Annotated in this window: 17 protein-coding genes and 1 tRNA gene; 8 read left to right on the top strand and 10 right to left on the bottom strand. The window is 57.2% G+C overall.

What is annotated here, in order from left to right; genetic code table 11:
• Positions 1-96: 96 nt before the first annotated feature.
• Together VGK23_11830 and VGK23_11825 are read right to left on the bottom strand one after the other, a co-directional pair.
• A tRNA-Val gene (locus VGK23_11830) sits at positions 97-193 on the bottom strand.
• Between the two features lie 45 nt (positions 194-238).
• Complete coding sequence (locus tag VGK23_11825; GenBank protein HEY3421229.1) at positions 239-676, bottom strand: hypothetical protein; 438 nt, start codon at positions 674-676, stop codon at positions 239-241.
• A gap of 275 nt (positions 677-951) precedes the next feature.
• Here VGK23_11825 and VGK23_11820 point away from each other — a divergent pair, with 275 nt between their 5' ends.
• Both VGK23_11820 and VGK23_11815 read left to right on the top strand, forming a co-directional pair.
• Positions 952-1,209, top strand: coding sequence for a hypothetical protein (locus VGK23_11820; GenBank protein ID HEY3421228.1), 258 nt, complete (start codon positions 952-954; stop codon positions 1,207-1,209).
• A 35-nt stretch (positions 1,210-1,244) separates the two neighbouring features.
• Positions 1,245-2,228 (top strand): bifunctional N(6)-L-threonylcarbamoyladenine synthase/serine/threonine protein kinase, encoded by a 984-nt coding sequence (locus VGK23_11815; GenBank protein HEY3421227.1) that lies wholly within the window; start codon positions 1,245-1,247, stop codon positions 2,226-2,228.
• A 4-nt stretch (positions 2,229-2,232) separates the two neighbouring features.
• On the opposite strand, the gene VGK23_11810 is transcribed toward VGK23_11815, so the two are convergent.
• The 4 genes from VGK23_11810 to VGK23_11795 all read right to left on the bottom strand — a co-directional run bounded on the left by VGK23_11810 (position 2,233) and on the right by VGK23_11795 (position 5,222).
• Positions 2,233-3,591 carry a DHH family phosphoesterase gene (locus tag VGK23_11810; GenBank protein ID HEY3421226.1) on the bottom strand — a complete coding sequence of 453 codons (1,359 nt, stop codon included), beginning with the start codon at positions 3,589-3,591 and terminating at the stop codon, positions 2,233-2,235.
• 7 nt (positions 3,592-3,598) lie between these two features.
• Positions 3,599-4,057, bottom strand: a complete 459-nt coding sequence (locus VGK23_11805) for a 30S ribosomal protein S15 (GenBank protein HEY3421225.1) — start codon at positions 4,055-4,057, stop codon at positions 3,599-3,601.
• 95 nt (positions 4,058-4,152) lie between these two features.
• Entirely contained in the window at positions 4,153-4,551 is a 399-nt protein-coding gene (locus tag VGK23_11800) for an NUDIX domain-containing protein (protein ID HEY3421224.1), read from the bottom strand.
• Positions 4,548-5,222, bottom strand: a complete 675-nt coding sequence (locus VGK23_11795) for a fibrillarin-like rRNA/tRNA 2'-O-methyltransferase (protein HEY3421223.1) — start codon at positions 5,220-5,222, stop codon at positions 4,548-4,550. The genes VGK23_11800 and VGK23_11795 overlap by 4 nt, the downstream gene beginning before the upstream one ends.
• A gap of 55 nt (positions 5,223-5,277) precedes the next feature.
• Here VGK23_11795 and VGK23_11790 point away from each other — a divergent pair, with 55 nt between their 5' ends.
• The 3 genes from VGK23_11790 (at position 5,278) to VGK23_11780 (ending at position 6,376) form a co-directional block, all read left to right on the top strand.
• Complete coding sequence (locus VGK23_11790; GenBank protein ID HEY3421222.1) at positions 5,278-5,730, top strand: helix-turn-helix domain-containing protein; 453 nt, start codon at positions 5,278-5,280, stop codon at positions 5,728-5,730.
• 77 nt (positions 5,731-5,807) lie between these two features.
• On the top strand, positions 5,808-6,137 hold the full coding sequence (locus VGK23_11785) for a hypothetical protein (GenBank protein ID HEY3421221.1): 330 nt from the start codon (positions 5,808-5,810) through the stop codon (positions 6,135-6,137).
• Positions 6,134-6,376, top strand: coding sequence for a hypothetical protein (locus tag VGK23_11780; protein ID HEY3421220.1), 243 nt, complete (start codon positions 6,134-6,136; stop codon positions 6,374-6,376). Before VGK23_11785 ends, VGK23_11780 begins: the two co-directional genes overlap by 4 nt.
• A 32-nt stretch (positions 6,377-6,408) precedes the next feature.
• On the opposite strand, the gene VGK23_11775 is transcribed toward VGK23_11780, so the two are convergent.
• Both VGK23_11775 and VGK23_11770 read right to left on the bottom strand, forming a co-directional pair.
• Positions 6,409-7,314 (bottom strand): hypothetical protein, encoded by a 906-nt coding sequence (locus VGK23_11775; GenBank protein ID HEY3421219.1) that lies wholly within the window; start codon positions 7,312-7,314, stop codon positions 6,409-6,411.
• Positions 7,315-7,641: 327 nt separating this feature from the next.
• Complete coding sequence (locus VGK23_11770) at positions 7,642-8,040, bottom strand: hypothetical protein (protein ID HEY3421218.1); 399 nt, start codon at positions 8,038-8,040, stop codon at positions 7,642-7,644.
• 110 nt (positions 8,041-8,150) lie between these two features.
• Here VGK23_11770 and VGK23_11765 point away from each other — a divergent pair, with 110 nt between their 5' ends.
• The 3 genes from VGK23_11765 to VGK23_11755 are packed head-to-tail and all read left to right on the top strand — an operon-like array spanning position 8,151 to position 10,116.
• The gene (locus VGK23_11765) at positions 8,151-8,924 is read left to right on the top strand and encodes an inositol monophosphatase family protein (GenBank protein HEY3421217.1); all 774 of its coding nucleotides are present in this window, start codon (positions 8,151-8,153) and stop codon (positions 8,922-8,924) included.
• Positions 8,921-9,730: an NAD(+)/NADH kinase gene (locus VGK23_11760; GenBank protein HEY3421216.1), complete on the top strand. Its 810-nt coding sequence runs from the start codon at positions 8,921-8,923 to the stop codon at positions 9,728-9,730. Before VGK23_11765 ends, VGK23_11760 begins: the two co-directional genes overlap by 4 nt.
• A complete protein-coding gene (locus tag VGK23_11755) occupies positions 9,724-10,116 on the top strand; it encodes a Mov34/MPN/PAD-1 family protein (protein HEY3421215.1) in 393 nt (130 codons plus the stop codon). Before VGK23_11760 ends, VGK23_11755 begins: the two co-directional genes overlap by 7 nt.
• On the opposite strand, the gene glmU is transcribed toward VGK23_11755, so the two are convergent.
• Positions 10,113-11,339, bottom strand: coding sequence for a bifunctional sugar-1-phosphate nucleotidylyltransferase/acetyltransferase (gene glmU, locus VGK23_11750; protein ID HEY3421214.1), 1,227 nt, complete (start codon positions 11,337-11,339; stop codon positions 10,113-10,115). The genes VGK23_11755 and glmU overlap by 4 nt on opposite strands.
• On the bottom strand, positions 11,336-12,640 hold the full coding sequence (gene glmM / locus VGK23_11745; protein HEY3421213.1) for a phosphoglucosamine mutase: 1,305 nt from the start codon (positions 12,638-12,640) through the stop codon (positions 11,336-11,338). The genes glmU and glmM overlap by 4 nt, the downstream gene beginning before the upstream one ends.
• Between the last annotated feature and the right edge of the window lie 116 nt (positions 12,641-12,756).

The raw sequence follows: 12,756 nt of genomic DNA, 5'->3' as shown, positions 1-12,756 counted from the left end.
ATGTTCTCCGATGCTAGTCACGATATCGGTAGTGTTTATTTATTCTATCTCTGGAACCGTTGAGCCTTGACTGAACAGGAAATCGAGAAAAAAGGATGGTGGGCTCTCCCAGATTCGAACTGGGGATCTCCTCCGTTCAGATCCCTTTTGGGGGACTGTCAGGGAGACGTCATAACCGCTAGACCAAGAGCCCGGCTGGATTTCTCCGTAACACCTTCGATACTATATGCCTTTCGCTTCAGAAGGCAACCAATCTCAGGAAAAGGCCTATTGAAAGGGGCAAGACCATGAACACGAACGTCAGCTGCATCAGACGGTGGGTCGGGCGCCTGGTCGTCGGGCACCTCTTCATATCTTTCCCGGCGGCGATGAAACTGCCTATCATATACAATGACAGGGCCAGCCCGATCAGGCCGAGCGAGTGGTGGAGCAGGTCCACCCATCCTCGTGTCCCCAATCCTCCGCCTATCCCGGGTGCAAGCGCGATGAACACTGGGACCATAAGGACGATCACTGAGGCCAGATTGAGGAGCGTGGCCGCGCCCATCAGTTGCCAATGGATCTTCTGTCTCCGTTTGACCTTTGATTCATATACCGCTGCCACGAGCAGAGCCAGGACCGCCAACTCAGCGACGGTCCCAAGGTAGTTCAATAGATCAGTGGTGGCGATCGACAACGATGTATCATGGAAGCCATCAGTACTAACCTTTTGCGACTACCATTTTGCGGATATTGAGGTCGGCCGTCTTGCCTCGTGGAATATGTATTGGCTTCAGGATCGTTTGAATGCATTCCGGTGATGACCTTGATGCCCCAACATTTCAGGGGGGATATGAACGAGCCCGACGTCCCTCCTATCAGGTCATTGAATGGCCGATCAGAAGGGGTGTAGAAACCGTGTTTCGTTCATACCGTCGGGTAGGCTCAGATGCTTTTATTAGGGGAAGGTTCATGCGGATTGAGATAGCGATGACTGAGATACTTCTCTTCACCAAACCCGGCTGTCAGAAGTGCGATTACGTCAAGGCTAGGATACCGGACGGATTGGCGGTCGAGGTGGTCGACACGTCGCAGGCAGAAGGCCTGGCAGAGGCTGCATACTATGAGCTTCTGAACAAGCCAACGCCGGTCCTGGTGGTCGATGATGAGGTCGTCGAAGGTTCCATAAACATAATGAACAAGCTGAAGGCCCTGTCCGACGCCAGCTAAAAGTAGATATCCCAATCCGTTTCTTTCGTGCCTAGATGATCGCTCTAGGGATAGAGGGCACCGCCCATACGTGCGGCGTCGGCATCGTCGACGATTCGGGCAATATTCTGGCCAACGAGATCGATATGTACAGGCCGGCCACCGGTGGGATCCATCCCCGCGAGGCCGCCAACCACCATGCCGAAAAGCTCGTGCCCATGGTCAAGGCGGCGGTCGAAAAGGCCGGCATTGCCTTCAAGGACATCGACCTGGTCACCTTCTCCCAGGGTCCAGGACTTGGCCCCTGCCTAAGGACCGTCGCCACGGGCGCCAGGGCGCTTGCATTGACTCTGGACGTTCCCATCGTGGGTGTGAATCATTGCATCGCACACCTGGAGATCGGGCGCATCAAGACCCCGGCCAAGGATCCCGTGCTGCTCTATGCCTCAGGCGGTAACACCCAGGTCATCGCCTTCTCCAACGGTCGCTATCGCATTTTCGGTGAGACTTTGGACATCGGGATCGGCAACATGCTCGACAAGATGGGCCGGGAGATAGGTCTGGGCTATTACGCTGGACCGAAGATCGAGAAGACGGCGAAGGAGGGGCACAAGCTCCTAGACCTGCCCTATTCGGTCAAGGGAATGGACATGGCCTTCTCCGGCATACTTACCTCAGCGCTCTGCCTCAAGGCCAAGGGGGAGTCCCTCGAGGACATATGCTTCTCGGTCCAGGAGACCACCTTCGCCATGCTGACAGAGGTCACCGAAAGGGCCATGGCGCACGTCGAGAAGACCGAGGTGTTGCTTGGAGGGGGAGTGGTCCAGAACAAGAGGCTCCAAGAGATGGTGGGCATCATGACCAGTGAGCGGGGGGCAAAGATGTTCGTGCCCGACCGATTCCTCTGCATGGACAATGGTGCCATGATCGCCTGGACAGGCCTGATAATGCACAAGGGCGGGGTCCGGATGGGCGTCAACGATACAATGATAAACCAGCGCTTCCGGACCGATGAGGTCGAGGTCTCCTGGAGAGACTAGGCCCTTAGGACGCCTTCCTGCTCTTTGCCCGCTGTTCGCCGATGATCTTGTCCACCGCCGCGATGAACTCATCTTCTTTCCCGGCCGGGATCTTGCCTCCGCTGGCTACGTTGTGCCCTCCGCCCACCCCGCCGACGGCGCCTGCCGCCGTCCGGAGCGCGTAGGAAAGGTCGACCCCGTTCTCGATCATCTTCTTGTTCGCCCGAGAGGAGACCTTCACATCGCTGTTCTTCTGCGACAAAGCAATGGTCGGCTTGTCTCGGTCGCCGATCCATTGCATGATGATCCCGCACAGGTCGCTGGAAACGTCCGCTACTGGTGAGAAGAAGTATTGCAGGTTGTCCATCTGCTTGAGGCCTTTGAATTGGACCGACAGGACCGCTTCGAGGACTGTCTTCCGATAGTCCTGTCTGAGCATCTCCGCCTTCTCCCATGACTTGCTGTCCCCGAGCACCAGAGCGGCGCCCATCCCGGTCAGGTCGGAACGTCCGCAGGCGTTCATGAGGCCGGACAGCTCATGCCCGTAGAGTTTGCGCTCGGAAAAGTAGTACTTCTCCGAGGATGCCTCCTCCAGATTGTCCAGGGTCGCCCCCTGGGCCAATAACCTGAGAGTGACCAGTGAAGATAGTTTCATTTCCTGGGCCTCGTCCAGGGATTCCAGTTTCATGCTGTCGAGTATGCCGGCCTCGGTGAGCAGGCGGCTGACGCCGTCCGCATCCCCGCTGACCCCGGTTATGAACGGGTCGGTGCTGTTGAACAGGGATTCCTTGAGCTGTCCGCTGGGGATCAGGGAGCCCTTCCTAACCTCGACTATGCGCTTTTCCTGGCCTAGCTGTCCGAGATATTTGTTCAGGCCCAGAAGGCCCCGGATCGTTTGTCTGTCCCCGATGATCCCCCCAAAAGCGATCGGGAGCAGGTCCCAGTTCTTCTCCGAGACGGTGATCGAAAGCATCATCGCCACCGAGGCCGCGCAGGCGCTGGTAGCACCATCTATGCCGAACAGATGGGGGTTGACATGGATCACCTTGGTGGAATCCCGCTCCGGCTTATGGTGGTCCAGAACGATGACCTTCATCGGTAGCGAATCGAGCACGTCCAGTGAGGAGCTGCCCATGTCCGATATGATGAGCAGGTCACAACCTTGCGCGGTGTTGCGGACGACCGATTCCTCGAACCCCTTCAGCATGGTGCACTGGAACCGCTTATTCTTGCGAAGAAGGGTGGCGCAGACTATGGCCGCGGACGAGATGCCGTCTGCATCGTTGTGGGAAATGACCCGAACCTCGGAGGCCTTATCAACCTCCGTGGCTGCGGCTTTAAAACGGGATAAAAGGTTTGAAGGAATTTGGACGACATCGTCCATTACGCAATCACTCGATCAAGAGCTCAGCGTTCTTCAGGCTGTACAGCCAGTCCTGGGGCAGCAGGTCGTTGCGCTTGTAGTACTTCACAAGCCGCCTGATCTTCGCCTCTATGAGGTGCAAGCCCCTCTCGTTGCTGAGGTCCTTCTTGTTGTTGTTCATCATGTGCTCGTTCAGGTTGATGGCCTTCTTCATAAGGGCCACCATGTCCTCCGGCAACTTTGGCGCAAGGTCATTCTCTTTCAGGATCTGCAGTATCGTCTTTCCGGTCGCCAATTTGACGTCCGGTACGGCATACTGGTCTCTTAGGACCATGCCGATCTTCGCGGTAGGCATTCCTTCCTTGCCGTATTTCACGACCATCTGGTAGATCTCGTCCTTCGGAACCGGTACCCACTCAGGGTTCTCGGTGACCATTGGTCTAGCCGATCCGGCTTTGCCTCTTCTTCTGGCATGCATTCTTGCCATAATCATCATCCTCGTTACATGTAATTCTTTAAAGAGTTAGTTTCGAGATTGCTCTCGAGGCGGCGAAGCGGGTTAGCCAATTCGCACACTACTATTTAATCCTTGATTTCGGGGTGGCTCTTCTCATCGAGCCTGTCCTGGGTTTCAGAGCGATGCTTGGAAAGGACATCTCTGGCCCACAGCAACTGCGACTCGTATTCGACCGCTGGGAACGCCAGGTCCTTTGGTAGGTCCTTGAAAAGGCCCCAACTCATCTCGCCCTTGCTGTCTTCTTTGACGATCTCTCCGGCGAAGACCAGCCCGCCCTCATATTCCATGCATCCCAACGGTAGGAACAGGACTCCTGCCTCCTCCCGGAACTCCCGGACCGAGGCGTCCTGCGGGCTCTCCCCATCTTCGACCTTGCCCCCCGGCATCTCCCAGCCGCCCCTCTTCGGATTATGGACCATCAGAAAACGGTCGCCAGTGAAACCGATAGCGTAGACCCATCTCATTTTGATCCGACCGTGATCATCGCGTGGTCTTTCTCATAGCGGTCGATGTCGACCATATCGACAACCTTGAACCCTTCCTTGACCAGATGCGACTTCACCTCGCGGAAGATGTCATGGGGCTCCCTGGTGACATCCTCGCTCCTGGCCTTGATCACCAGCATTCCCTGCTTGACATTGAACGTCTTCATGTTCTTGATGAATATGCCGACCTGGTTCTTCTGGGCGATGTCTTGGTAGACGACCGTGGGCGATTCAACGGCGAAGACATACTCGTCCGGTTTCGTGGCATCGGCCAGGATGGGGACCATGTTCTTCCTGGTCTCGCAAACCTTGACCAGGTCACGGAAGGAGCGCTGTGATATCTCGACGCAGTACACCATTCCTTTGGAGACGATGTCCGCCACGTGTGACGATGTCGTGCCCGAAGCCGCCCCAAGGTAGAGCACCTTCGAATCAGCCTTGAAAGGGTCGAACGAACCGCCGCACTTGATGTAGGCGGCTAGCTTGCTCCGGCTCGGGACCCATTCCCGGTATTCGGTTCCCAGGTGATTGAAAAGCCTCTCCCCATACACCCGGTTGCCCGGAACAGCATTCTTGGTCAGGAGAAGATTCCCATCGGAGAACACCCCGCTGAACCTGGTCTCGATGATAGGCATCGCGGATTCGCTCATTGTCATGATGGATGGTCGCCAACATTTTAACCCTTTTCAATGCTATGTCTGGAGCGTGGCCGAGGACCAGTCCAAGAAGATCGAAGAGCTCACCGCCCGCATAGCGGAGCTGGAGAGCGCGGTCCGGGAGGTCGCCAGGCCATACTCCGAACTGGTCGAGCAGCTCTCCCGTTTCCAGGATACGGTCCAGAAATACTTCAAGCTCATGGACCTGTACCAGCGGCACGGGGTGATATCCATCGAGACCATCCTTCCAGGTGTCAAGGACCCGATCGCCAAGGACATCATGAGGCTCCTGTTGGATAAGCCCGGTCTCAATATCTCGGAGATCACCGAGGAGCTGAGGCAACGGAGGGGCAGTGCGTCCCGCAGGATCGTCAGGGACCGTCTCGCGGAGCTGCTGGAACGGGGAATGGTGGTCGAGCGGTCGGGAAAGAAGGAGAAGACCTTCGAGATATCCGAGGTGGTGGTCAGGAAATGGTCAGAAGTGCTCGGATTGACCAAGTAGGGTGGCCGGTCATTGGTGTCCACGCAGGCATCGGTTCCGGCACTGCGGAAGAGGTAGGCAAAGAAGGGTGAGAAGACATGGCGAACGATGATATGATACGCAACGTCGAGGACATGAGGAAACTGTTCGAGATACTGACGGAACAGGTGCCTAGGCTGATGGAGAGCATGACCAAGGTGCTCTACGGTGCCCAGGAGGGTGAGAGGTTCGGTCAATCGGTGGCGGCGTTCTACAAGTCGCTGCGCGCCGCCGGCATGACCAATCAGGAATCCTTCGAGCTGACCAAGGAATACATGTCGACGTTGAGCCTCGGCGGGCTATTGAAGATGATCGTCGGCTCCCAGGGCGGCAAGGAAGGCGCGATCGGAGAGAAGTTCCGCCATGAGATGGAAGAGTGCGAGAAATGACCGGCAGCGACAATGGTGCCATAGTCATTGTCGTTGCGAGCATGCCCTTGATGGCCTACCGGCTTCTACGTTCCTACCTGCGTGTCAAGGTCAGTGCCAAGAAGGCCTCGAAAGTATTCTACCGCTCACTATTGGCCAGTGGCCTCCCGAAGCGGGAAGCGAAAGCGCTGCGGGACGAATATGGCGCCGGAATGAGCCTTACCTCGCTCATCCGAGAGCTATCCGCCAAATCACGCTGAATCTTAAGAAAAATAAGAGATTGGGTTGGGGTTTATTTCCGGAGCAGGTACTCCAGCACTCCGTAGCCCACGTCGTCGTCCAACTTGAACTTCGCCAGGGTCTCGAAGATGACCGGGGTGCGCTTCTCGTCCTCGTTCATCGGGAGCATGACCTTGCGCTTCACGACGGCCTTGACGCCGTAGACATCTCCGTCCTTGTCGTACATCGCCAGGTACAGTTCGCTCGGTGTGCCTTCGGCGTCGAACTCGTGCGCCATGTCCACCTTGACGATCGGCAGCGTCACTCCGTCCTGATGGATGAAGCCGGCATCGATCTCGCCCTTGTCCGTGTAGAGCTTGGTGATGTTGAATGCGTAGCCCTCGTTGAACTGGCAGGTGATCCAGACCCATCGGCCGGCGGCGGACCAGTCGCGTACTCCCCAGGAATGGTCCCTCTCGCCCAGCGCATCGACGGCGTACTCGCGGTCACCGATCGTGATGGTCCCCTTGACCTTGCCGAACTGCTCAAAGTGCTCGGTGGCGAAATTCTGGGAGATGATCTCCTTGTCGCCGCTGACGGCGTTGCGGTAATCGAACATCTCGTTCAGACCTTCGTACTCCAGGTCGAACTTGACGTTGACCTTGGACACCTCGTCCTTCAGCTGCCGGGGCAGTTCTCCCTCGAACCTGATCGCCCATTTCTTTTCCGACTCGATCATCTCTAGCCTCAGTCCGCCTGCCGCTAGATCGTTGTCGGCCATCTCGGACTTCGCCCTGGTCCCGATGGTCGATCCATCCGGCATGAGGAAGTAACAGAACGCGGTCTTCTCCTTCTTGTTGGGCACCAATCCGATCCTCATGAAGCCGAGAATGTCGTTGCCTCTATCGTAGAGATTGAAGTAGAAGCTCTCGTTCCAGTCCTTGTTCTCACCGAATTCGTGTATGACGTCTGAGTCCAAATAAATCAGCCTTCCGATATGTATATTAGGCCTTCGTTCCCGTGAGGGTTATTCTCTGCCCTGATTTGAATATTTTCGTCCCGCCCTTGACGGCGGCGACCGCCGATGATGCAATATTCCCGGGAGACCACGCCCCCATGGGATAAAACCTCTCCGGTCTCGGTCATCGATCGGTGGGGATTCTTGGGTCGTCACTCTGTATGCCATCCCAGGCGCACCTTCATGTCCCATCGGTCGAGGACGTGGGGGGCGCCTCTATTGGATCAGGTCAACGGGTGCCGATCGAGGCCAACATGCTGGACCTGACCGTGGTCGGTCCTCCGGCCCTTAGGCGTCTACTTCCTTGCTTTCTTCATCCCTTCGCCTGATGGCCGCGGAATACGCCTCCCGGAGCAGGGTCTTCAGCGATTCCGATTCGGCATCCGCCCTTCCGGAGATGTTGACCACGGCATGCGACCGTCCGTTCCCAGTAAGCAGCCCATCCGGGTCGGGAAGCTCTCGGCCACGATAGAAACCGATTGACCAGCCGGTCCGGGAATGCCTGAGCACGACGACCGTTCCCTTGTAGCCTTCACCGACCATATAAGCCAGCAATGACGATCTTTCGTCGACTTCCTCTACCGTGCCGGGGATGACGCTGAGGATGACAGAACGGATGTGCAGCCCAAGTTTCGATGCTTTTCCCATGTGGGCGATCCACTCCTCTCCGGCGGACATCTCGGCCATGAACGGTCCATGACACAAGTCGTTGATATCCCTTGTTCTTGGTCGTGGATACGGTTGGTGATGGTGGTTCATGAAATGTTATATCCCGCCAGGTCCATTGAGCAGAACGTATGCGAGAAATGCTCGAGGACATCGCAGAAGAGGTCCGGGAGAAGGTCAACTCCCTGCCCAAGGACTTCGACCGGTCAAAGGAACTATGCATGGGTGCGGACGGGACCCCAACGCTGAGCATAGACAAGGTGGCCGAGGACGTCATAGTGGAATACATCACCGAGAACGAGGTCCCGCTTAACATACTGAGCGAAGAGGCCGGATACATCGACAACAAGGCCGAGAAGACCTTGGTGATCGATCCGATAGACGGCACTTACAACTCGCTCATGGGCATCCCTTTCTACAGCGTTTCCATGGCCATAGGGACCAGGAGCATGGCCGACGTCGAGGCCGGCATCGTCCAAAACGTGGTCACTGGGGAGCGGTTCTACGCCGAGACTGGCAAGGGGGCATTCCAGGACGGCTGCCGGCTCCGGGTAAGAAAGTTCGTCCAGAAACAATCGACCGTATTCGTCTACATGGGCAAACACTCCAAGATAGACGGATACAATGTGACGAAGAAGGCGAACCGGTCCCGCTCCATGGGCTGCGCGTCGCTGGAGATGTGCATGGTGGCCAAGGGGAGCGCCGACGGCTACTATTTCAACGCGGACCGGTATGATAAATCCATCAGGGTGATCGACATCGCCGCGAGCGCCTTGATCCTGCGCGAGGCGGGAGGGGATATCATCGACCTATCAGGCAACCGGCTAGACATGCCCTTCGACCTGAAGGTCAGAAGCAATTTCCTGGCATATGGCGATGAAGCGGTGAAGGAGGTGCTGCTGTGAAGTTCGGAATGAGCGTGAACATGGACGTGCCGGATGCGCCTCGCATGGCCAGGCGGGCGCTGCAACTGCTGGAGGGACACGAGGTCCTGCTGGAGACCGAGATCGCCGAGCGGTTCAGGATGAAAGGCTGCAGGATCGAGGACATGGACGTCGAGGTGATGATCACCATCGGCGGGGACGGGACCATACTCAGGACCTCACAGCTGAACAAAGCACCGATCTTCGGGATCAACGCCGGTGACCTGGGCTTCCTTACCGAGGTTGCGGATGAGGAGCTGGAGGAGGGCCTGGAGAACATCCTCCGGGGCAATTATGAGGTCGTATCCCGCCTGAAGCTGAAGACCACCATCAATAAGAAGCGCCTGCCCGACGCCGTCAACGAGGCGGTCGTGCATACCGCCCACGTGGCCAAGATCAGGCATTTCCAGGTGTTCGTGGACGACGAACTGGCAGTGAACGTCAGGGCAGACGGCATCATCGTCTCCACGCCGACCGGTTCGACGTGCTATGCGATGAGCGTCGGAGCGCCCCTGGTCGACCCGCGCGTGGAGGCGCTGGTGATAGCTCCCATGGCTCCCTTCAAGTTCGCCGCGCGTCCGGTGGTCGTTCCTTCCACCAGCAAGATCACCCTGAAGGTCGTGAGGCCGAAAGAGTGCGTGGTCGTAGTGGACGGTCAGGAGGAGGAGGCGATGGCCGGGAACGAGACGGTCGAGTTCGGCGTGTCGGAGACCAAGGCCCGCTTCGTATCGTTCGGCCGCAGCTTCTACTCCCGGACCCGCGAGAAATTGATGGGGTCGTTATGCTAGGAAAGAAGAGGAAGGTCTGGGGCATAGACCGGCAGGTGCTGGAGATGGTCAACGAATCGGCCAGGCAGTCCCTTCCTAACGAGTTCGTGGCGGCGATGCGGGCGGAGGACGGCGTCATCTCCGAGCTCCTGTTCCTTCCTGGAACGATCCAGGGAGAGGATAACGCAACGCTGTTCCTGCACATGCTCCCTATCGACTACTCGGTCGTCGGCACGGTCCACTCCCATCCCGGGCCAAGCAATCATTGGTCCGAAGAGGACCTGCATCTGTTCAGGCGCTTCGGGAACACTCACATCATTACCAAACTGCCGTATGACATGCATAGCTGGCAGGCATACGACATGGAAGGTAACAAGATCGAGCTCGAGGTGGTCGACCTCGATTAGAATATCCGGCTGTCCGGTCCGATCTCGCCCTTGGCCACCGCTCCCATTCCCACGATCGATCTTTCCCCGATTATCGTTCCCGGCTCGATCATGCTGTTGATGCCGGTCTTGACATCGTCGCCCATTATGACGCCCAACTTTCTGGTGCCGGCGTCTATCGAGCTTCCTTTGAACGAGACCTTCACCGTCTTGTCATCGAAACGGAGGTTGGCGACCTTGGTTCCAGCACCGAAGTTGCATCGTTCCCCGACGATGCTGTCCCCGACGTAGTTGTGGTGCGGGACATGGGTTCCGCTCATCACGATGGAGTTCTTGACCTCCACCGCCGCTCCAACTCGAACGTTCTTGCCGAGGCATGTCGACGGCCTTATGTAGCAGTTCGGCCCGATGTCGCATCCCGCGGATATGTAGACCGGTCCCTCGATATAGCTGCCAGCACGTATCAGCGCGCCCTTCTCCACCACGACATTGCCTTTCAGGACGGCTCCCTCCTCCACCGTGCCCTCGATACGCCGTTCGAGGTTGGCCATCAGGATCTCGTTGGCCTTGAGCAGGTCCCAAGGCCTGCCGACATCCATCCAGGGCCCCTGCAGCCGGTAGATGTTGATATCCATCTTGCTGGCCATCATGTTTAGCGTGTCCGTGATCTCGAACTCTCCACGGGGGGATTTCTCCGTCTTCCTGATGTAATCAAATACTTGGGGGGTGAAAACGAACATGCCCGCATTGATCATGTTGCTGGGCGCCACCTTGGGCTTCTCCACTATCCGTACCATCTTGCCATTGGATTCTTCGATTACCCCGAACCGGGTCGGATCGTCCACGGTGACGGTGGACATGATCGTCCCGCGATGCTGGCGGTGGGCCTCCACCACTGCCACTATGTCCTTCTGGGACAGCACCACATCGCCATTGATGCAGACGAAATCCTCGTCCATGACCCCCTCGGCGACACCGATCGCGTTCGCCGTGCCCAGCCTCTCCTTCTGTTCCAGATATGTGATGCGGATACCTTCCGAGGAACCTTCCCCGTAGCATTCCCTGATGCGGTTGCTCTTGAAGCCGACCAGCAGGGCGATTTCCTCGATTCCCGACGCTTTCAGGCTGGCGAACAGGTGGCTCAGATAAGGTTTTCCAGCCACCAGCAGCAGCGGCTTCGGGGTGTTCGACGTCAATGGTCTAAGCCGGGCGCCTTCGCCGGCAGCCAGAATTAGGGCTTTCATTTCATGCACCTCTTTACAATGGTACGGGCCTGACCCATCAATCGGTCCAGTTCATCCTTGCTGCGGGCTTCGGCGGAGATACGCAGCTTTGGTTCGGTTCCGGACAGTCTCATCAGGTACCACCCGTTATCGAACTCCGCCCGGAACCCGTCAACGGTTATCAGGCGGTTGCAGCTTACACCGGCCATCTCCTGTCCCATCCTTGCAGTGAGTGTCTCGCGGTTTGCCGCGGGGAAACCGAACGACTCTCTGGCCCTCGGGTATGACGGCAGTGAGTCGATCATCTCCGACAATCGCTGTTCCTGGGTATATTTTGCCAGCAACGCGGCGGCATAGACCCCATCGGGACAATATGTCTCCTTGGGGAAGATGAACGTTCCTGAGGGTTCGCCCCCAAAGGGTAGTCCGGTCCGCTTCAGGGCCTCGGCCACATAGACATCTCCGACCTTGGTGCGAACGACATTCCCTTTGACCATATCATCCAGGACCATGGAGGCGTCTATCGGTGCGACAAGCCCAGTGGCTCCCAGGACAGAGGCGAAAAGGGCCAGGAGCTTATCACCATCGACGAAACGTCCATTTTCATCGACGGCCACCATCCGGTCCCCGTCCCCATCATGCGCTATGCCCAAGTTAGCTTCACGGTTGATCACGTTCTTCATGAGGTCATTGAGCTGTTCCTCGGTCGGTTCCGGCATCCTTCCCGGGAAGTAACCGTCCGGTTGGGCGTTCAGGGAGAGGACCCCGCATCCCATCTCCCGCAGCAGCAGAGGGCTGATATTGAACGTGGCGCCACATGCGCAGTCCACCACGACACTGACGTCGGAAGTGCCCACAGAACTGATCACGTCATTCATGTGATCCCTTACCGCGTTCCTATGGACATATTCTTGGCCGACGTCCCTCCATGAGGGTTTTCTCGATCCACCGCTCATGATCAACCGTTCCACTCGCTCCATCTGGTCGGTATCGAACGCGCTTCCATCTGGATTCCACATCTTCACCCCATTGTACTCCTTGGGGTTATGGGACGCGGTGATCATCAATCCGCAATCGTAATCAAATGCAGCCCTGGCCAGCGTTGGAGTGGATAACATGCCTGCCATGTGGATATCGGCTCCTGAGGACATTGCACCTGCGGCCAGCGCCCTCTCCATCATGCCCCCACTGGTCCTGGTGTCCTTTCCGATAATTATCTGGCCATATTCGTTGCCTACGGCCATTCCTATTTTGAGCGCCAGGCTTGATGTGATCTCTTGGCCCACCAGGCCACGGATCCCTGAAGAACCGAACAGTGTCATGATTTCAGCGTTCAGGGAATCACTCTACCTTGATATATCATTACCTGACCGGTTATTGCCAGATGTCTCTCCGTCCCTGCCAGTACCTCACAGACAGACCTTCTGGCTGATGGTTT

Source organism: Methanomassiliicoccales archaeon (assembly GCA_036504055.1).
Classification (GTDB): domain Archaea; phylum Thermoplasmatota; class Thermoplasmata; order Methanomassiliicoccales; family UBA472; genus DASXVU01.
The sequence above is the reverse complement of the archived record's forward strand: the minus strand, read 5'-3'. Positions and strand labels throughout refer to the sequence as shown.

Bases quoted from the DNA above. Each gene is read 5' to 3' on its own strand.
- VGK23_11820 (HEY3421228.1), top strand. From the start codon at position 952: ATGCGGATTGAGATAGCGATGACTGAGATACTTCTCTTCACCAAACCC.
- VGK23_11815 (HEY3421227.1), top strand. From the start codon at position 1,245: ATGATCGCTCTAGGGATAGAGGGCACCGCCCATACGTGCGGCGTCGGC.
- VGK23_11810 (HEY3421226.1), bottom strand. From the start codon at position 3,591: ATGGACGATGTCGTCCAAATTCCTTCAAACCTTTTATCCCGTTTTAAA.
- VGK23_11805 (HEY3421225.1), bottom strand. From the start codon at position 4,057: ATGGCAAGAATGCATGCCAGAAGAAGAGGCAAAGCCGGATCGGCTAGA.
- VGK23_11800 (HEY3421224.1), bottom strand. From the start codon at position 4,551: ATGAGATGGGTCTACGCTATCGGTTTCACTGGCGACCGTTTTCTGATG.
- VGK23_11795 (HEY3421223.1), bottom strand. From the start codon at position 5,222: ATGAGCGAATCCGCGATGCCTATCATCGAGACCAGGTTCAGCGGGGTG.
- VGK23_11785 (HEY3421221.1), top strand. From the start codon at position 5,808: ATGGCGAACGATGATATGATACGCAACGTCGAGGACATGAGGAAACTG.
- VGK23_11780 (HEY3421220.1), top strand. From the start codon at position 6,134: ATGACCGGCAGCGACAATGGTGCCATAGTCATTGTCGTTGCGAGCATG.
- VGK23_11770 (HEY3421218.1), bottom strand. From the start codon at position 8,040: ATGGCCGAGATGTCCGCCGGAGAGGAGTGGATCGCCCACATGGGAAAA.
- VGK23_11765 (HEY3421217.1), top strand. From the start codon at position 8,151: ATGCGAGAAATGCTCGAGGACATCGCAGAAGAGGTCCGGGAGAAGGTC.
- VGK23_11755 (HEY3421215.1), top strand. From the start codon at position 9,724: ATGCTAGGAAAGAAGAGGAAGGTCTGGGGCATAGACCGGCAGGTGCTG.
- glmU (HEY3421214.1), bottom strand. From the start codon at position 11,339: ATGAAAGCCCTAATTCTGGCTGCCGGCGAAGGCGCCCGGCTTAGACCA.
- glmM (HEY3421213.1), bottom strand. From the start codon at position 12,640: ATGACACTGTTCGGTTCTTCAGGGATCCGTGGCCTGGTGGGCCAAGAG.